The 18,572-nt window shown below is 70.7% G+C and carries 17 protein-coding genes and 2 pseudogenes; 14 read left to right on the top strand and 5 right to left on the bottom strand.

Annotated elements, in window-relative coordinates:
* Positions 1 to 168: 168 nt before the first annotated feature.
* Positions 169 to 1,433, bottom strand: a pseudogene (locus tag I53_RS10155) (FAD-dependent monooxygenase).
* Between the two features lie 99 nt (positions 1,434 to 1,532).
* Between I53_RS10155 and tesB the strand changes: the two are divergent.
* From tesB to I53_RS10140, 3 genes are all read left to right on the top strand, one after another.
* On the top strand, positions 1,533 to 2,432 hold the full coding sequence (tesB, locus tag I53_RS10150) for an acyl-CoA thioesterase II (protein ID WP_083936021.1): 900 nt from the start codon (positions 1,533 to 1,535) through the stop codon (positions 2,430 to 2,432).
* Positions 2,433 to 2,731: 299 nt separating this feature from the next.
* Complete coding sequence (locus I53_RS10145; RefSeq protein WP_010683623.1) at positions 2,732 to 3,070, top strand: P-II family nitrogen regulator; 339 nt, start codon at positions 2,732 to 2,734, stop codon at positions 3,068 to 3,070.
* Between the two features lie 81 nt (positions 3,071 to 3,151).
* Positions 3,152 to 4,651, top strand: a complete 1,500-nt coding sequence (locus tag I53_RS10140; RefSeq protein ID WP_043349981.1) for an ammonium transporter — start codon at positions 3,152 to 3,154, stop codon at positions 4,649 to 4,651.
* Between the two features lie 155 nt (positions 4,652 to 4,806).
* Here the strand turns inward: I53_RS10140 and I53_RS10135 are convergent, their stop codons facing one another.
* Together I53_RS10135 and trmD are read right to left on the bottom strand one after the other, a co-directional pair.
* On the bottom strand, positions 4,807 to 5,976 hold the full coding sequence (locus tag I53_RS10135; protein ID WP_043349978.1) for a phosphoserine transaminase: 1,170 nt from the start codon (positions 5,974 to 5,976) through the stop codon (positions 4,807 to 4,809).
* A 352-nt stretch (positions 5,977 to 6,328) separates the two neighbouring features.
* On the bottom strand, positions 6,329 to 7,078 hold the full coding sequence (gene trmD, locus I53_RS10130) for a tRNA (guanosine(37)-N1)-methyltransferase TrmD (RefSeq protein ID WP_043349977.1): 750 nt from the start codon (positions 7,076 to 7,078) through the stop codon (positions 6,329 to 6,331).
* 75 nt (positions 7,079 to 7,153) lie between these two features.
* On the opposite strand from trmD, the gene I53_RS10125 reads away from it, so the two are divergent.
* Positions 7,154 to 7,873, top strand: a complete 720-nt coding sequence (locus I53_RS10125; protein ID WP_043349974.1) for a class I SAM-dependent methyltransferase — start codon at positions 7,154 to 7,156, stop codon at positions 7,871 to 7,873.
* 7 nt (positions 7,874 to 7,880) lie between these two features.
* Here the strand turns inward: I53_RS10125 and I53_RS10120 are convergent, their stop codons facing one another.
* Together I53_RS10120 and I53_RS10115 are read right to left on the bottom strand one after the other, a co-directional pair.
* Positions 7,881 to 8,918: a Rieske 2Fe-2S domain-containing protein gene (locus tag I53_RS10120; protein WP_051044762.1), complete on the bottom strand. Its 1,038-nt coding sequence runs from the start codon at positions 8,916 to 8,918 to the stop codon at positions 7,881 to 7,883.
* A 406-nt stretch (positions 8,919 to 9,324) separates the two neighbouring features.
* Entirely contained in the window at positions 9,325 to 9,954 is a 630-nt protein-coding gene (locus tag I53_RS10115) for a hypothetical protein (protein ID WP_043349968.1), read from the bottom strand.
* Between the two features lie 299 nt (positions 9,955 to 10,253).
* On the opposite strand from I53_RS10115, the gene I53_RS10110 reads away from it, so the two are divergent.
* From I53_RS10110 to I53_RS32490, 10 genes and pseudogenes are all read left to right on the top strand, one after another.
* Positions 10,254 to 10,472, top strand: coding sequence for a glutathione S-transferase (locus I53_RS10110; RefSeq protein WP_043349966.1), 219 nt, complete (start codon positions 10,254 to 10,256; stop codon positions 10,470 to 10,472).
* Positions 10,473 to 10,490: 18 nt separating this feature from the next.
* Positions 10,491 to 12,053 carry a signal recognition particle protein gene (gene ffh / locus I53_RS10105; protein ID WP_043349964.1) on the top strand — a complete coding sequence of 521 codons (1,563 nt, stop codon included), beginning with the start codon at positions 10,491 to 10,493 and terminating at the stop codon, positions 12,051 to 12,053.
* Positions 12,050 to 12,382 (top strand): chorismate mutase, encoded by a 333-nt coding sequence (locus I53_RS10100; RefSeq protein ID WP_043349961.1) that lies wholly within the window; start codon positions 12,050 to 12,052, stop codon positions 12,380 to 12,382. The genes ffh and I53_RS10100 overlap by 4 nt, the downstream gene beginning before the upstream one ends.
* Before the next feature lie 7 nt (positions 12,383 to 12,389).
* The gene (gene rpsP, locus I53_RS10095; RefSeq protein ID WP_020092607.1) at positions 12,390 to 12,752 is read left to right on the top strand and encodes a 30S ribosomal protein S16; all 363 of its coding nucleotides are present in this window, start codon (positions 12,390 to 12,392) and stop codon (positions 12,750 to 12,752) included.
* Positions 12,753 to 12,763: 11 nt separating this feature from the next.
* Positions 12,764 to 13,459, top strand: a complete 696-nt coding sequence (rimM, locus tag I53_RS10090; protein WP_043349959.1) for a ribosome maturation factor RimM — start codon at positions 12,764 to 12,766, stop codon at positions 13,457 to 13,459.
* 435 nt (positions 13,460 to 13,894) lie between these two features.
* On the top strand, positions 13,895 to 14,131 hold the full coding sequence (locus I53_RS10085) for a hypothetical protein (RefSeq protein WP_043349956.1): 237 nt from the start codon (positions 13,895 to 13,897) through the stop codon (positions 14,129 to 14,131).
* Positions 14,132 to 14,217: 86 nt separating this feature from the next.
* Positions 14,218 to 15,279 (top strand): MBL fold metallo-hydrolase, encoded by a 1,062-nt coding sequence (locus tag I53_RS10080; protein ID WP_043349954.1) that lies wholly within the window; start codon positions 14,218 to 14,220, stop codon positions 15,277 to 15,279.
* 147 nt (positions 15,280 to 15,426) lie between these two features.
* On the top strand, positions 15,427 to 17,046 hold the full coding sequence (locus I53_RS10075) for an ABC transporter substrate-binding protein (protein ID WP_043349952.1): 1,620 nt from the start codon (positions 15,427 to 15,429) through the stop codon (positions 17,044 to 17,046).
* 339 nt (positions 17,047 to 17,385) lie between these two features.
* Positions 17,386 to 17,799, top strand: coding sequence for a histidine kinase (locus I53_RS10070; protein WP_043349950.1), 414 nt, complete (start codon positions 17,386 to 17,388; stop codon positions 17,797 to 17,799).
* 412 nt (positions 17,800 to 18,211) lie between these two features.
* Positions 18,212 to 18,572: pseudogene (locus I53_RS32490) on the top strand (transposase); the annotation flags it as partial.

Below are 18,572 nucleotides of genomic sequence, written 5' to 3'. Positions count from 1 at the left end.
GCCCGCCGATCGACGGGGGTCACTACTTCGTCGACGTGATCGCCGGACTGGTCGTCGCCGCCCTGGCGATCTGTGCCGCGCGGGCTCTCGGGGGGAGGTGGGCCCCGGAGGCCGACCGCCCGCTCGTCTCCGGGTCCGGTCCCGCTCCGGAGCGGGCCTGACGCCCGCTCAGAGCGCTTCGCCCCGCATCAGACGCGGCCGCGATCCGCGCGCGGCCGCGGCCTCGCCGATGAAGAAGCGCTTGAGCCCCGGCAGCCGGTCCACGAGCCCGAGGCCGAGGTCGCGGGCGAGGCGCAGCGGCAGGGCGTCGTTCGAGAACAGACGGTTCAACCCGTCGGTGGCCGCCGCCATGGCGAAGCTGTCGAAGCGCCGGGCGCGTTCGTAGGCGCGCAGCACGTCGGGTCCGCCGGGATCGAGCCCGAGACGCAGCGCCTCGGTCACGGCCTCGGCCAAAGCCGCGGCATCCGCGAGGCCGAGATTGAGGCCCTGGCCGGCGATCGGATGGATCACGTGGGCGGCATCGCCCAGCAGGGCGACGCGCTCGGCCCGGAAGGCGCGGGCGATGCCGAAGGCCAGGGGATGCCGGCTCGGGCCGTGCTCCAGCGCGAGTGTCCCGAGATCCAGGGTGAACCGCCGCTCGATCTCGGCCAACACCTCGTCGGGCCCGCCGGACAGCAGGGCCTCGGCGTCGTCCGAACGTTCGGTCCAGACGATGGAGGAGCGGTGCCCCAGGGGGCCGCCGTCCCGCAGTGGCAGGATCGCGAACGGGCCTGCGGGCAGGAAATGCTCGACGGCGCGTCCCCCGTGCGGCCGGGCATGGCCGATGGTCGCCACGATGCCGACCTGCGGGTAGGACCAGCCGACCAGCCGATCCGCGCCGCCTCGCGCAGCCGCGAGCGCGCCCCGTCGGCGGCCACCAGCAGATCGCCCCGCAGGGTCTCGCCGGTCGTCAGCACCGCACCGATCGCCGCACCCTCCGGCACCGCGCGCACGACCCCCGCGGCGACGATCGACACCCCCGCCCCCCGGCAGGCCTCCGCCAGGGCTTCGGCCAGCGGTTCCGCCTCGATCATGTGGGCGAAGGGTTCGCCGGGGTCGCGGTCGTCCTCCGCCTCGCGGCCGAAGGTCAGGAAGACCGGCCGCACCGGGTCGGCGAGGCGGCTGTCGCTGATGACCATCTCGGTGATCGGCTCGGCCGCCTCCGCGACGCGGGGCCACAGGCCGAGGCGGTCGAGCATCCGCCGGCCGCCCGCCGCGAGGGCGTAGGCGCGGCCGCGATGCCGCCCGGGATCGGCGCGGCCCGGATCGATCACCGTCACGGCGAGCGCCGGTCCATGGGCCTGCTTGAGCGCCAGGGCCAGGGCGAGGCTGGGCAGGCCGCCGCCGGCGATCAGGAGGCGGCGGCTGCCGGGTCGGGGCGTCTCGGCCGTCATCGTGGCGGATCTCCTTCGGTCGCGCATGCGGGACGCGTGGATTGGTGCATTCGAAAAGCCTATGTCGCACGCGGACAACGAACGGAAACCCCGCGGGTCATGACCGACGCCAACACCGACGCGATGACGGATGCCGTCGCCGAGCTGATCGCCATCCTCGATCTGGAGCGCCTGGAGGTCGACCTGTTCCGCGGCCAGAACCCCAAGACGGGCTGGCGGCGGGTCTTCGGCGGGCAGGTGGTGGCGCAGGCGCTGGTCGCCGCGACCCGGACGGTGCCGGACGACCGCCCGGCCCATTCCCTCCACGCCTACTTCCTCCTGCCCGGGGACCCCCGGACGCCGATCGTCTACGAGGTCGAGCGCATCCGGGACGGACGGAGCTTCACGACCCGCCGGGTCAAGGCGATCCAGCACGGGCGGGCGATCTTCGCCACGACCGTCTCCTATCAGGTCGTGGAAGAGGGCCTGACGCACCAGCCGGCGATGCCCGCGGTGGCCGGACCGGAGGGGCTCCTCGACGGCAAGGCCCTGGCGGTCGCCGGCGGCACCGGGATGCCGGAGGCGATCGCGGCCTATTTCGGTCGCGAGCGGCCGATCGCCCTGCGGCCGGTCGACCTGAACCGCTACCTGCCCGCGGGCGCGGGCGGCCGGGCCCCCGACCCGATCTTCAATGTCTGGCTGCGCGCGGCCTCGGCGCTGCCGGACGATCCGGCGCTTCATCGGGCCGTGCTGGCCTACGCCTCCGACATGACCCTGCTCGACGTCTCGCTGATCCCGCACGCCCGCTCGGTGTTCGATCCGGCGATCCAAGCCGCGAGCCTCGACCACGCGCTCTGGTTCCACCGGCCTGTCCGGATCGACGACTGGCTCCTCTACGCGCAGGACAGCCCGGTCGCGGGCGGTGCCCGCGGCTTCGCGCGGGGCCAGATCTTCGACCGGGCCGGCAACCTCGTGGCCTCGGTCGCCCAGGAGGGTTTGATCCGCCCGATCCGGGATTAAAACGCGATCCGGCGCGTGCGTTGCCGATCCGCAACATCGCTGTGTGCACGGAATCGTGCAGTTTGCCTGATCGTTGTGCGGCACCTGCGCCGGGTCTGCCCGGGATGTGATCGATCCGGGCTAATCGATGGGCAGAATGACGATCCGCGAAAATGTTCCCAGCCAAGCGCGACTGGCATAGTCCTTGAATAGCGGCTTGCGACCGCGGGTCATCCCGAGCTTGCGGATGGTCCGGGCCGGGCCATCCCGCAGTCGGGTGACGGCAACGGTTCCCAAGGACTTCGAAGGGGGCGTCGCCCATGAAAATCGTGATGGCCATCATCAAGCCGTTCAAGCTCGAGGAGGTGCGCGACGCGCTCACCGGAATCGGCGTCCACGGCCTGACGGTGACGGAAGTGAAGGGCTATGGCCGCCAGAAGGGCCACACCGAGATCTACCGCGGCGCGGAATACGCGGTGAGCTTCCTGCCCAAGCTGAAGATCGAGGTCGCCGTCGCCTCCGACCTGACGTCCAGCGTGATCGACGCCATCGCCGGGGCTGCCCGCACCGGCCAGATCGGCGACGGCAAGATCTTCGTGATGCCGCTGGAGAAGGCGGTGCGCATCCGGACCGGCGAGACCGACGCCGACGCCCTCTGATCCGCGGCCCGGCGCGTCCGGGCCCGCCGATGTCGAGACCTTCTGACACAACACGGATTTAAGACCGGGAGCCACGTGCCCATGAAACTTCGTCATGCCCTCATGCTCGGCTTGGGAGGGGCGGCCATCGCCGCCCTCCTGCTCGAGCCCTCCCTCGCACAGACGCCGACCCCGGAAGCCGCTTCGCCGCCGCCGTCGCCGATCCCCAACAAGGGCGACACGGCCTGGATGATGATCTCCTCGGCCCTGGTGCTGATGATGAGCATCCCCGGCCTCGCGCTGTTCTACGGCGGCCTCGTGCGCACCAAGAACATGCTGTCGGTGCTGACCCAGGTGTTCGCGATCGTGTCGATCGTCGGCCTGCTCTGGGTGTTCTACGGCTACAGCCTCGCCTTCACCAACGGCGGCGGCCTCAACGACTTCGTCGGCGGTCTCTCGAAGGCCTTCCTGAAGGGCATCGACGCGAACTCGACGGTGGCGACCTTCTCGAACGGCGTCGTGATCCCGGAATACGCCTATCTGTGCTTCCAGATGACGTTCGCCATGATCACGCCCGCGCTGATCGTCGGCGCCTTCGCCGAGCGGATGAAGTTCTCCGCGCTGGTGGTGTTCACGATCCTCTGGGTCACGATCATCTATTTCCCGATGGCCCACATGGTCTGGTACTGGGCCGGCCCGGACGCCGTCGGTAACGCCGCCAAGGCGCTGGCCGCCGCCACCGACGACGCCTCGAAGGCGACCGCCCAGGCGGCCCTCGACGCGGTCAACAAGGATGCCGGCTTCCTCTTCCAGAAGGGCGCCCTGGACTTCGCCGGCGGCACCGTGGTCCACATCAACGCGGGCATCGCGGGCTTCGTCGGCTGCCTGATCATGGGCAAGCGCATCGGTTACGGCCGCGACCTCCTCGCCCCGCACTCGCTGACCATGACCATGATCGGCGCCTCGCTGCTGTGGGTCGGCTGGTTCGGCTTCAATGCCGGCTCGAACCTCGAGTCCAACGGCACCGCCGCGCTGGCGATGCTCAACACCTTCGTGGCGACCTGCGGCGCCGCGGTGGCGTGGCTGTTCGCCGAGTGGGCGCTCAAGGGCAAGCCGTCGCTGCTCGGCATGCTGTCGGGCGCGGTCGCCGGCCTCGTGGCCGTCACCCCGGCCTCCGGCTTCGCCGGCCCGATGGGCTCGATCGTGCTCGGCCTCGTCGCCGGCGTGGTCTGCTTCGTGATGTGCTCCACCGTGAAGAACGCGCTGGGCTACGACGACTCCCTGGACGTCTTCGGCGTCCACTGCGTCGGCGGCATCCTGGGCGCGCTCGCGACCGGCATCCTGGTCGATCCGAACCTCGGCGGCGTCGGCATCCCCGACTACACCTCGAAGCCGGGCGAGCTGGCGGTCGGTGCCTACGACATGGTGAGCCAGGTCATCATCCAGGCGGAGGCGGTCGGCCTGACGCTCCTGTGGTCGGGCCTCGGCTCGGCGATCCTCTACAAGCTCGTCGACGTGACGATCGGCCTGCGTGTCACGCAGGAAGAGGAGCGCGAGGGCCTCGACATCGCCGATCACGGCGAGCGCGCCTACAATTACTGAGATGGGACGGCGCGGCCCTGCGGGGCCGCGTCCAGGCAAACGAAAACCCCGGCTCCGAAAGGGCCGGGGTTTTTTACGTCAGGCCGTCATCGCTTCGCTGCGCCGCGCTCGCGATGACGATGCGGGGCTGCGACCGGGCATCGACCCCGACGCTTTTACGCCGCCCGCGTCAGCGCCGCCTTCTCCTCCGCGAAGGCCCAGTCGAGCCAGGGCGTCAGCGCCTCCAGATCGGCGGTCTCCACGGTGGCGCCGCACCAGATCCGCAGGCCCGCCGGGGCGTCGCGATAGGCGCCGATGTCGAGGGCGACTCCCTCGCGGTCGAGGCGCTCCACGATCCCCGCCGCGAAGGCCGAGACCGCCGCGTCGCCCCGGGCGAGCACGTCCGGATCGGCGATCACGAGGCAGACGCCGGTGTTGGAGTAGGTGTCGGGATCGACGGCCAGCGGCGCGATCCAGGGCGTCCGGGCGACCCAGTCGTAGATCGCCCGGGCGTTGGCGTCGGCCCGCGCGTGCAGCGCCGGCAGTCCGCCGATCCGCTCGGCCCAGTCCAGGGTGTCGAGGTAGTCCTCCACCGCCAGCATCGAGGGCGTGTTGATCGTGTCGCCCTTGAAGATGCCCTCGATCAGCTTGCCGTCCTTGGTGAGGCGGAAGATCTTCGGCAGCGGCCAGGACGGCGTGTGGCTCTCCAGCCGCGCCACGGCGCGGGGCGAGAGGATCAGCATGCCGTGCGCCGCCTCGCCGCCCATCACCTTCTGCCAGGAGAAGGTCACGACATCGAGCTTGTCCCAGGGCAGGGGTTGGGCGAAGGCCGCCGAGGTCGCGTCGCAGATCGTCAGGCCCTCGCGGTCCGCCGCGATCCAGGCGCCGTCCGGCACCTTCACCCCGGCTGCGGTGCCGTTCCAGGTGAAGACCACGTCGCTCCGCTGGGTGTCGATCGCCGCGAGGTCCGGCAGGATCCCGTAGGGCGTCTGGTGGATGCGGGGCGCGATCTTGAGCTGCTTCAGCGCGTCGGTGACCCATTCCTTGCCGAACGCCTCCCAGGCGGCGACCTCGACGGGCTTCGGCCCGAGCATCGTCCACATCGCCATCTCGACGGCGCCGGTGTCGGAGGCCGGCACGATGCCGATCCGGTACCCGGCGGGCACCTGCAGGACGGACCGCGTCAGGTCGATGGCCCGGGCGAGCTTGGCCTTGCCGAGGGGCGAGCGGTGCGACCGGCCCAGCGCGGCGTCGGCCAGGGCGGCCGGGGACCAGCCGGGCCGCTTGGCGCAGGGGCCGGAGGAGAAATGAGGCACGCGCGGGCGCTGCGTGGGGCGGCTGGTCATGACGGATCCATCCTTGCAGAGGGACGCTCCTCCGCGGGGAGACGTGTCCCGGCTCGCGCATGCGCCGAAACCCGCCGGCTTGCAAGCGCTTGTTCCGTCAGCAGTCTTCGCGTCGATGCCCCTGCCCGGGACAATGCGTCGAGACGCGGGGAACAGTCGATTAATCCAGGCCCGTTAGCCTTAATGCGGTGCCGCGTTGCGTTTGAGGTGCGCCGATGTCTTTCCACAGCGCCGCGATATTGGCGATTTGGTCAGTTCTACTCTTGGTTATTGGGGCCTTAATACCCCGCGTCGTGCTGGCGAGCCGGACGCCGCGGCTCGTGCCGCAGCCGCTGCAGCTCGATCCCTTGGATTACGACCGCGACGGCCCGGTAATCGACCTCGAGCCGGCCTGACCGGGGTCGCCACCGGCGCGCAGGTCCGGGCGCCGCTCGGCGGTGATCCGCTCGGCTTCCGCCCGCCGCCAGCGGGCGATGGCCGCATGGTTGCCGCCGGAGAGGACGTCCGGGATCGCGCGTCCCTCCCACGCGCGGGGCCGCGTGTAGTGCGGATATTCCAGAAGGCCGCCCTCGAAGCTCTCCTCGACGCCGGATTCCATCTTGCCCATCACGCCCGGTAGGAGCCGCACGCAGGCGTCGAGCACCACCAGGGCGGCGATCTCGCCGCCGGACAGGACGTAGTCGCCGATCGAGACTTCCTCCAGGCCGCGTCCGGCGATCACGCGCTCGTCGACGCCCTCGAAGCGGCCGCAGACGATCAGCGCGCCCGGTCCCGCCGCGAGGTCGCGGACGCGGGCCTGGGTGAGCGGCCGGCCGCGCGGCGACATCAGCAGGCGCGGGCGCGGATCCTCCGCCCCGGTCGCGGCGTCGATGGCGGCGCCGAGCACGTCGCAGCGCAGCACCATCCCGGCGCCGCCGCCGGCCGGCGTGTCGTCCACGGAGCGGTGGCGGCCGAGGCCGTGCGCGCGGATGTTGCGGGCCTCCAGGGTCCAGTCGCCCCGCGCCAGGGCATCGCCCGACAGGGAGACGCCCAGCGGGCCCGGGAACATCTCCGGATAGAGGGTGAGGATCGTGGCCCGCCAGGGCGTGTCCGTGCGTGTCATGGCGCTTGATGGCGTGACGGGTGCGGCACGGTCAACGGACCCGGCACCGTTGGGGCCCCCCGCGGGTTGTCGGCCATGATCCGTGCCCTCGCTGTCCTCTCCGTCGCCCTGGCCGGCCCGGCCCTCGCCGCCGAGCCGCTGGGCCCCCCGGGTGCGCCCGCGGGCGCCTTTCCCAGGCCCGACCGGCCGGTGGCCGAGATCGTCGCGCCGCGCTGGTCCTCGGAGGCCGAGCGGGACAAAGCCGGCGAGTTCGAGCAGGTCGCCAAGGGGATGGGCATCGCCGCCGGCGAGACCGTGGCGGATATCGGCGCCGGCAGCGGCTACTACGTGGTGCGGCTGAGCCCCCGGGTCGGGCCGGCGGGCCGCGTGCTCGCCGAGGACGTGACGCCCGCCTACCTGTCGGCCCTGGAGACGCGGGTGAAGGCGCTGAAAAACGTCACGGTGGTGCGGGGCGAGCCCCATGATCCGCGCCTGCCGCCGGCCTCGGTGGATGCGGCGATCCTCGTGCACATGTACCACGAGATCACCCAGCCCTTCGGCCTGCTCCACAATCTCGCTGCGGCGATGCGTCCGGGCGGCCGCGTCGGGATCGTGGATGCCGACGCGATCCCCTCGCGGCACGGCACCCCGCCGGCGCTCCTGCGCTGCGAACTCGCCGCCGCCGGCTACCGGGAGACCGGCTTCCAGCCGCTGACCGACGGGGCCTATCTGGCGGTCTTCGCGGCGCCCGCGCCGGAGGCGCGCCCGAAGCCGGAGGCGATCCGTCCCTGCCGGGACGACGCGACGGCGCGGTAGACGCGCCTCAGGAGCGCCAGCGCAGCTCGCGGCGCTCCAGCGGGTTGACGAACGGGCGCCCGTCGCGGGCCGATTCCAGGGCCTCGCGCTTCAGCCGGAAATACCATTGCGAGGGCAGGTCGCCCTGGCCGAACAGGACCATGGTGGGCTTGCGGTCGAGCCCGTCCTGCGCGTGCTGAAGCACCTGCTGGTCCTGGGTGAGGAACTGCCGCATCAGCGGGCGCGCCACCGGCTTGAGCAGGTTCAGGGCCGGCATGCTCCAGTAGAGTGCGTTGGTGAGCAGCGTCCGGTCCGGCGTCAGCGGCGTCGCGAAGGTGTAGTTCGCCACCCGCTTCTCACCCGCGCGGATGCGCTCCAGCCGCACGCCGGGCAGGCGGAACTCGATCTCCACCTCGGGGACGCCGCCGAGCAGGCGGTAGACCGGCGAGCTCGTCGTGGTGGCGTGGCTCGTCATCACGAAGCCGTGGGGCACCGGCTGGAAGGTCTTCACCTTCTCGCGGAGCTGCTTCGAGGGCCGGAACCACCACGAATCGTGGACGAAGGCGACGTGCCCGGGATCGACGAGGCTCAGGGTGGTGAGGTCGAAGGAGGCCTCGACCACGAGTTCGACCACGAGGGAGCCGGCCGGCGCGAAATCCAGCGTGGGCACCTCCGGCACAGCCCCGGTGGCGGGACCGATATGCGGGTTGACCCAGAGGAAGCCGGCGCTCTCGCGGATGGGGAAGCGCTGCACCTGGATGCGGGAGAAGTCGGCCGCGTCGTGCTCCGACAGGGTCGGGACGTCGCGGCAGCGCCCGTCTGTGCCGAAGCGCCAGCCGTGGAACGGGCACATCAGGGTATCGCCGTCGAAGCGGCCCTTCGACAGGGCCATGCCGCGATGGGGGCAGCGGTCGCGCAGCGCGAATGGCGTGCCGTCGGGGGCGCGGCCCAGCACGATCTGCTCGCCGTTGAGTTCCACGGCCCGCAGGCCCGTCTGGCTGTCTGCCGTGCCGAGGCTCCGGGCCTGCCCGACGCAGTACCACGCATTGCCCAGAGGCTGGCGCATCGCGTCGGGATCGAGCGCGGCCTCGTCGGCGGGACGTTGCGGATTGGCGAAGGGCGCGTTCAAGGCGGTACGGGCTGACCTCGGGGCACCCGTCATACGCCCCGCCGGAGATGCGGGGAAGCGCGGGCCGGGAGAGGACAAACGGGCGCAGGCGCGGGGCTTCACAAGCCGGGCGCGGCCACTTACCTTCGCGTCACCCGCAACCAACGAAAGGAGGTGATCCAGTGTCTCATTGTCATCAGCCGTGTGTCTCGGCTCTTCGGACCTGGACCGTCGCCTCCGGCGCGTCGCTCTAAGACGCGTCAGAGACCCGATCTCGGGACAGTTCCGCCGGACAGCACGGTTCGGCAATGGAAGGGCCACCCTCGCGGGTGGCCCTTCGTCGTTTCGGGGTTCGGATGCCGCGTCAGCGCCGCTGGGATTGGAACAGCGGCTGGGCCAGCGCCTCGGTCCGGGCGCGCCACAGGTCGCGCTCCTCGCGCAGGGCATCGCGCTCGCCGACCAGGGTCAGCCGCTCGGACCGCAGGGCGTCGCGGTCCGCAAGCGCCCGGTCGCGCTCGGCGCGCATCTCCTCGCGCTCGATCCGGAAGCGTTCCCGCTCCCCGCGGAACTCCTCGCGCTCGATGCGGATCTCTTCCTGCTCGGCCCGCAGATCCTCCAGCGAGCCGATCTCGTCGCGGATGTGCTCGCGCAGGGTCCGGATCTCCTCGGCCAGGATCGCCTGCAACTCGTCCTGGCGCCCGGCTTCCACGCGGAGCTTGGCCTTGAGCATCAGGTTCTCGGCCATCAGCTCGGCGATGTCGGGATCCTCGGTCGCCGCCCGCGGCGCCTCGGGGGCCGGCACGACCCGGGGCGACCACGCCGCCTCGCCGCCGCGGACCCGCTTCGGTTCCGGCTGGGCCTCGGCCGGCCGCGCGTCGCCGTGCGTCTCCGTCGGCGCGTGGGCCTTCATCGCCGCCAGCCAGTCGCGGAGCGGGCCGGTGGCGGGGAAGCTGCCGGACTCGGTCGGCGAGAGGGAGCGGGCGGGTTCCGACATCGGAGGGCGTCCTGAGCGAATATGGCACGAAGACAATCCGAACATGCTTAACGTTCGGTAAAGCCGCACTTCGATCGGCTGCCCATTCCGGCACGCCGCCGCCGGCGGCGGGGCTGGAAAATTGACTTTCCGGCCGTGTACCGCTACGCCCCGCCCTCCCGATCCGTTGCAGATCGACCGATGCCAAGCCGACCGGTCCTATGAGACCGGAGGTCAACGCCCGACAGCGCGTCCGCGCCCTCGGGCGCGATGGGTGTTGGCCGATTCGCGGCGACGGGATCCGCCGGCCGAGGCATCCCATGACGCGCGATCAAGAAGCGTTGAACATCGAGGACGCGATCAACGAGACCTGCCCGTGGTCGGGCAAGCCGATCTCGGGGGATTCGCTGACCCTCTACAACGGGGCCGTGGTCGGCTTCTGCAACCCGGAGTGCCGGGACAAGTTCGCGAGCGCGGTGCGCGGCTTCGAGGCGGCCCTGCAGGCCCGCCGCGTCGAGCGCGCCGGGCTCGAACAGTGACGGCGGGGCTCTAGGATCATGTTCGAAGGCCTCTCCGACCGCCTCTCCGGCATCCTCTCGGGGCTGACGCGCCGCGGCGCGCTCACCGAGGCCGACGTCACCGCCGCCATGCGCGAGGTGCGGCGCGCCCTGCTGGAGGCCGACGTCGCCCTGGAGGTGGTCCGCGGCTTCACCGACCGGGTGAAGGAGAAGGCCGTCGGCGCCGTCGTGCTGAAGTCGGTGACGCCCGGCCAGATGGTCGTGAAGATCGTCAACGACGAGCTCGTGGCGATGCTCGGCACCGATGCCGAGACCGTGGACCTCAACGCCCCCGCGCCGGTGCCGATCCTGATGGTCGGCCTGCAGGGCTCGGGCAAGACCACCACGACCGCCAAGATCGCCCGCCGCCTCTCCGACCGCGAGAAGCGCAAGGTGCTGCTCGCCTCCCTCGACACGCGCCGCCCGGCCGCCATGGAGCAGCTCGCGGTGCTGGCCAAGCAGGTCGGCGTCGAATCCCTGCCGATCATCGCCGGCCAGTCGGCGGTGCAGATCGCCAAGCGCGCCATGGACGCCGCCCGCCTCGGCGGCTTCGACGTGGTGATGCTCGACACCGCCGGCCGCACCACGGTGGACGAGGGCCTCATGGCCGAGGCCGCCGAGGTGAAGGCCGCGACCCGGCCGCACGAGGTGCTGCTGGTCGCCGACGCGCTCACCGGCCAGGACGCGGTCAACACCGCCCGCGCCTTCGACGAGCGGCTCGGCGTCACCGGCATCGTGCTGACCCGCATGGACGGCGATTCCCGCGGCGGCGCGGCGCTCTCGATGCGCGCGGTCACCGGCAAGCCGATCAAGCTCGTCGGCGTCGGCGAGAAGGTCGACGCCCTGGAGGAGTTCCATCCGGCCCGCGTCGCCAACCGCATCCTCGGCATGGGCGACATCGTCTCGCTGGTCGAGAAGGCGGCCGAGACCATCGACCACGAGCAGGCGCTCCGCACCGCGGAGAAGATGCGCAAGGGCAAGTTCGATCTTGAGGACCTGTCCATGCAGCTCGCCCAGATGGAGAAGATGGGCGGCATCGGTGGCCTGATGGGCATGCTGCCCGGCATGGGCGCGATCAAGAAGCAGGTCGAGGGCGCCAACCTCGACGAGAAGATGTTCAAGCGCCAGCGGGCGATCATCTCGTCGATGACCCCGCAGGAGCGGAAGAACCCCGACCTCCTCAAGAACAGCCGCAAGAAGCGCATCGCGGCGGGCTCGGGGGTCGATGTCTCGGAGATCAACAAGCTGCTCAAGATGCACCGGACCATGGCCGACATGATGAAGGCGATGGGCCAGGGCAAGCGCGGGATCGGGCAGGCGCTCGGCTCGATGTTCGGCCTCGGCGGCGGTGGGATGGGCGGCGGCATGCCCGGCTTGCCCCCCGGCATGCCGGAGCCGACGCCGGAGCAGATCGCGCAGCTTGAGAAGCAGTTCGGCGGCAAGCTGCCGCCGATGCCGCCGGGCCTGGGCGGGGGCGGAATGCCTAAGCTTCCCGGACTTCCGGGCCTGGGCGGTCCGAAGCTGCCGGGTCTCGGTGGGTTCATGCCGGGGAAGAAGAAATGAGCATCCTCTCCGCTCAAGCCGTCGATCCCGAACTCGCGCGTCTGCGGGAGAGCATCGACAATTTCGATGCGGCGCTGATCCATCTCCTCGCCGAGCGCTTCCGCTGCACGCAGCGGGTCGGCGAGCTCAAGGCCCGAAAGGGGATCCCCCCTTCCGATCCGGACCGGGAGGCCCGTCAGGTCGCCCGGCTCCGCAAGCTCGCGGTCGAGGCCAAGCTCGACCCCGACTTCGCCGAGAAATTTCTGGCCTTCGTGGTCAAGGAAGTCATTCGGCACCACCAGTCGATCAAGGCGGACCACGAGTCCCAGATCGAGCAACAGCGAAAGTAGTCAGACCATGGCCCTCAAGATCCGTCTCACCCGCGGTGGCGCCAAGAAGCGCCCGTACTACCGCATCGTCGTCGCCGACGCCCGCGCCCCCCGCGACGGCCGCTTCATCGACAAGGTCGGCGCCTACGACCCGATGAAGGCCAAGGACGATCCGGCCCGCATCGTGCTCGACAACGAGAAGATCCAGAGCTGGCTCGCCAAGGGCGCGCAGCCGACCGACCGCGTCCTGCGCTTCCTCGACCAGGCCGGTCTCGCCAAGCGCCCGACCCGCAACAACCCGCAGAAGGCCGAGCCGGGCGAGAAGGCCAAGGAGCGCGCCGCCAAGCGCGCCGAGAAGGCCGCGGCGCCCGCCGAGGACGCCGCCGCGTAAGGCGCCCGATCATGGCGCGCCGCCCCGCAGGTTCCACGCCCCGCGACGGCGGCCGCCGCGGCCGCACGAGCTCGGCGATCGGCAAGATCGCCCCCGATGCGGCGACCTCACCCAAGGCGCCGGCCCCCAAGCCGGCACCGCTCCCCGTGCCGCCCGATCCGAACCTCGTCCTGCTGGGCGAATTCGGGCGGGCGCACGGCCTCAACGGCGAGGTCCGGCTCAAATCCTACACCGGCGATCCGCGGGCGATCGCCGGCTACGGCGCCCTGCTGACCGCGGACGGACGGTCGTTGACGCTCGCCGACGTGCGTCTCGCCCCCGGTTCATCACCCGACATGCTGATCGCCCGGGTGAAGGGCGTCTCCGGCCGCAGCGCCGCCGAGGCGCTCAACCGCGTCGCCCTGTTCATCCCTCGCGACCGCCTGACGGCCCCCGAGGACGACGACGAGGTCTATACGGCCGACCTGATCGGCGCCACGGCGGTGGACGAGGCCGGGACACTCGTCGGGACGATCGTGGCCGTGCCGAACTACGGTGGCGGCGATCTTCTGGAGCTGCGCCCTCCGAACGGCGGCGCCACGGCGCTCCTGCCCTTCACCAAGGCCTTCGTGCCGGTGCTCGACATGGCGCAGCGCCGCGTCACCGTGGCGGCGCCGGAGGATCTGTTCGCGCCCCCGGGCGAGAAGCCCGCCGACGATCCCGGCTGAAGGGTCGGGCGCGGCCTGTCGAACGGTCGTCGCCCGATCGAGGCAGCCCGTGCCCTCGCTCGTCCGGGCCGGGACGTCCGCGCCGGACGCGGCTCCGTTAGTTTTCCGCGAATCTCTCTCGCGGTTCTCTCGTGCGCCGAGCCGGCCCTCGGAACGGGCCCAACCCGGGCCAACGCGCTGCCCATCGGCGCTGCGGCGGCGGATCTCCAGTCCGCCCTTCATCCCGAAAAAAGCTCGTCGGTCTGAGGCCCAGGACGGGCGCAATCCACCGGACGGGCCCTTCGCCGGACTGCCCGATGCGCGCCCTCCGATCGTCGCAGCGGCGGCGTCGGCCGAGCGACCGAGCGGCCTCAAAACCTGAAATTTAAGGCATCATTAACCATAGCAAGATCAATCTTCTCGGCGAACGACTTCTCTTTGAGACGCTTCGAGCCGATGCCCCGCTTCTTCATCGACCTGCACGACGGCTCGCAGCCGATCCATGACGAGGTCGGCTTCGACCTGCCGGACCTCCCCGCCGCCCGCGCCAAGGTGACCCGCATCATGTCGGCGATCGCCCGCGACATGCTGCCGGATGTCGAGCGTCAGGACTATGTCGCCTGTGTCCGCGACGGCGTTGGCAAGATCGTCTACCGGGCGCGCCTGTCGCTCGCCGCCGAGATGGTGGAGTGAGCCGGCGGCGTCCCGCAGGCGCCTGAGGCTCCCCGTCGCGCCACCCGGGCGCTTGACCGGCCCCCGGATCCGGCCATCTCGGATCCATGAAACGGCGCAGCCTGCTCACGGTCGCGAGTGCGGCCACGGTCATGACGCTCGGCGGTGTCGGCTATGCCGCGCACCGGCGCGGCCGGAACCCCTATTACCGCGGCCCGACCTCCGACCATTTCGACGGTTTGCGGTTCTTCCTGCCGGAGCAGGCCACCGACAAGGCGCTGTCCGACGTGCTGCGCTGGCAGGCCAAGCGGCAGCGCGAGCCCTGGCCGAAGAGTTTTCCCAGCCCCTATCCCGCCGACCGGCCGCCCGAGCGCGTGGCGGGCCTGCGGGTCGTGCTGATCGGCCATGCGAGCTACCTCGTGCAGGTCGCCGGCCGGAACATCCTGATCGATCCGGTCTTCGCCAAGCGTGCGAGCCCGGTCCGATTCGCCGGGCCGAAGCGCGTCAACCCGCCGGGCATCGCCTTCGCCGACCTGCCGCCCATCGATGCGGTGCTGGTCACCCACAATCACTACGACCATCTCGATGGGCCGAGCCTCGCCCGGATCTGGCAGGCGCACCAGCCGCTGATCGTGGCGCCGCTGGGCAACGACACGATCCTGCGCGGCTACGACGACACGATGCATGTCGAGACCCGCGACTGGGGGCAGTCGGTCGATCTCGGCGACGGCCTGCAGGTCCATCTCGTGCCCGCCAACCACTGGTCGGCCCGGGGCGTGAACGACCGGCGGATGGCGCTGTGGTGCGCCTTCGTGATCACCTCGCCCCGCGGCGTGCATTACCACGTCGGCGATACCGGCTTCGGCGACGGATCGCTCTTTTCCGACATCCGGGCCCGCTTCGGGCCGCCCCGCCTCGCGACGCTGCCGATCGGGGCCTACGAGCCGCGCTGGTTCATGCAGGCCCAGCACGTCGATCCGGCCGAGGCGGTGAGGGCCTTCGCGCTGCTCGGCGCCGAGCAGGCCCTCGGCCACCACTGGGGCACGTTCCAACTCACCGACGAGGGCGTCGAGCGGCCCGCGGAGGCGCTGACGGCCGCCCTCGGCGGGGCCGGCATCGCGCCCGGGCGGTTCCTCGCCCTCAGACCCGGCCAGGTCTGGGAGGTCTGACCGGAGCGGACCCGGGGCCCGGCCCGTCGGGCATGATGCATGCATCATTCGGTGTGCCGCATGGGGGCACGGTCCGGACAGCGCCGCCGCGCGCCTGAAGGCGGGTGCCGCGCCCTGCGACGCCCGCGCCTTCAGCCGAGAGACACGATGGACCCGATCAAGCCGACACGCCGATCCCTGATGGCCGGGGGCGTCGCCCTCGCCGCGCTCGGGGCGGCGGGCCGGGCCGGCGCGCAGGGCGCGGCCCCCGGCACCCTGACCTACGGCATCTCGATGACCGACCTGCCGCTCACCACCGGTCAGCCCGACCGGGGGGCCGGCGGCTACCAGTTCACCGGCCTGACCCTCTACGATCCCCTGGTCGCCTGGGAACTCGACGTCGCGGACCGGCCGGGCCGGATGGTGCCCGGGCTCGCCACCGCCTGGGAGGCCGATCCGGCCGATCCCAAGGTCTGGACCTTCCACCTGCGGGAGGGCGTGGCCTTCCACGACGGCTCGACCTTCGATGCCGACGCCGTGATCTGGAACTTCGACAAGGTGCTGAACAAGGAGGCGCCGCATTTCGACCAGCGGCAGGCCGCCCAGGTCCGGCCGCGCCTGCCCGGGGTCGCGAGCTACCGGAAGCTCGACGCGAAGACCATCCAGGTCGTCACGAAGACGCCCGACAGCCTGTTCCCCTACCAGATGCTCTGGTTCCTGATCTCATCGCCGGCGCAGTATGAGAAGGTCGGGAAGGACTGGGCGAAGTTCGCCTTCGACCCCTCGGGGACCGGGCCGTTCCGGCTGGGGCAGCTGGTGCCGCGGGTGCGCCTCGAGTTGCTGCCGAACGTCGGCTACTGGAACCCGAAGCGGGTCCCGAAGCTCGCGAAGCTGACCCTCACCTGCGTGCCCGAGGATCTCGCCCGGGTGAACGCGCTCCTGTCGGGCAGCGTCGACCTGATCGAATCGCCCGCGCCCGACGCGGTGCCGCGCCTGAAGGCCGCCGGCATGCGGGTGGTGGGCAACGAGACGCCCCATGTCTGGAACTACCACCTGTCGATGCTGGAGGGCTCTCCCTGGCGCGACCTGCGCCTGCGCAAGGCCGCCAACCTCGCCATCGACCGCGCGGGCGTCGTCGAACTGATGGGCGGCCTTGCCCAGCCGGCCGTCGGGCAGGTGCAGGAATCGAGCCCGTGGTTCGGCAAGCCGAGCTTCAAGATCAAGACCGACGTGGATCAGGCCCGCAAACTCGTCGAGGAGGCCGGCTACTCGGTCAAGAACCCCGTGAAGGCCACGGTGCTGATCCCGACCGGGGGGACGGGGCAGATGCTGTCGCTGCCGATCAACGAGTTCGTCCAGCAGAGCTGGGCGGAGGTCGGCATCCAGGTGGAGTTCAAGACCGTCGAGCTGGAGGTGGCCTACACCGCGTGGCGCCAGGGCGCCGCGGATCCGAGCCTCAAGGGCGTGAGCGCCGGCAACATCGCCTACGTCACCTCGGACCCGTTCTACGCGATCCTGCGCTTCTACGATTCGCGGCAGATCGCCCCGAACGGGGTGAACTGGAGCCATTACCGCAATCCCGAGGTCGACGCCCTCTGCGACAAGGTCAAGGCGAGCCTCGATGTGGCTGAGCAGAACAGGCTGCTGGCGCGCATCCACGAGATCGTCGTCGACGATGCCGTGCAGGTCTGGGTGGTCCACGACACCAATCCGCACGCGCTTTCGCCGCGGGTGAAGAGCTACATCCAGGCGCAGCACTGGTTCCAGGATCTCGCGACCCTCGCCTGACCGGACGTGCGGTGATCATTGTCCCGGGCGGCGGTCCCGCGGCCGGTTAGGGCTTTCGGGATCCGTCTCGCCGGCGCCTCTCTCGCGGATCGCCCGGGCCGCCGGCCGTGATTCGGTAAAGCTCCGATGATTCGGCCCGGCGACGGATACTGAAACGCGCCGCCGCGCGCCGTCCGGCGACTATGCGCTCTCTTCAGGGGTCGGCTGCAGCCGGCCCCTTTCTCTATGTCTGTGCCCCCCGAGCCGCGCCGATCTGCCCTCGGGGCGCAATTTCGCACTTGCAGCATGAGGAGTCGGCGACTAGGAAGATCGGGCATAATTTTTCGGGAGCATCTGGCAATGACCCTTCGTTTCATCAGTGGCTTCGCGGCAGTGACCCTCGCGGTGTGCGGCCTCTCTGCTCCGGCCGCGCTGGCGAAGCCGATGGGCGGAGCGAGCGCCGTCAAGATGATCGACACCGACAACGACGGCACCGTCGACATGAAGGAAGTGGAGGCGGTGGCCTCCGCGACCTTCGATCGTCTCGAGAAGGACGCCGACGGGACCCTCGACGCCCGCGAGCTGAAGGGCCGCCTCAGCCAGGCCGGCGTGAAGCGGGCCGATCCGGACAGCGACGGCACCCTCGACAAGAAGGAGTACCTCGCGGCGGTCGGCGAGCGCTTCAAGATGGCCGATCCGGACAACGACGGCACGCTCGATGCCAAGGAGCTGAACTCCAAGGCCGGCAAGGCTCTCATCGCCCTCATCAAGTAAAACGGGCCGGTCGCTCCCAGTGGAGCACCGATGAGAAGGGCTCCCGCGGAGATGGCCGCGGGAGCCCTTCTGCGTTCGACAGGGCCTTCACCTTCGCGCGGGGCTCTGCAGGACCGATTCTGCACGTAAAAGTTGTGGTTAACCACGGGTAAATTCGCAGCCCCATCCTCAACCCGGTTCGGCTGCGGCCCGAAAATCCTCTATCCCCCGTCCCCTGTTCCCGCCCTGCAGCCAGGTCCCGGACGGGCCTGCCCGATAGCCGCGCGGCGCAATCGGGCTGCGACGCTCGACCGCTCATCGACGGCCCGGAGGGCGGTTGACGCTTCTCAACCTGTGAGTGCAACCTCACGATGGTTGAGGGGCCAAGACGATGCGCAACGACCCACCGGAAGACGGAGCGAACAGGTTCGGGCGCGGTGAGGACAGCATCGCCGAGCTGTGCCGGCGCGAAGGCATCGCCAGCTCGATGTACTATGGCTGGTCCAAGGAGTTCCTGGAAGCCGGCAAGAAGCGGCTGGCCGGCGACACGGCCCGTGCCGCGACCGCCGACGAGGTCCAGGACCTGCGTCGCGAGGCGGGTGCGCTGAAGGAGGTCGTAGCCGATCTCGTCCTGGAAAACCGCCTGCTGAAAAAAAGTCTGACCGGGGCTGGNGGCGACGAGGCATGAGGTACCCGGCCTCTGAGAAGCTGGAGATCATCCGGCTGGTCGAGCAATCCCATCTGCCGGTGCGCGCCACCCTGGACCAGCTCGGCGTCACCCGGGCGACGTTCTA

The organism is Methylobacterium sp. B1 (assembly GCF_000333255.1).
GTDB classification, from domain to species: domain Bacteria; phylum Pseudomonadota; class Alphaproteobacteria; order Rhizobiales; family Beijerinckiaceae; genus Methylobacterium; species Methylobacterium fujisawaense.
Note: the sequence above shows the minus strand (reverse complement) of the source record. Positions and strands in the feature narration are given on the sequence as shown.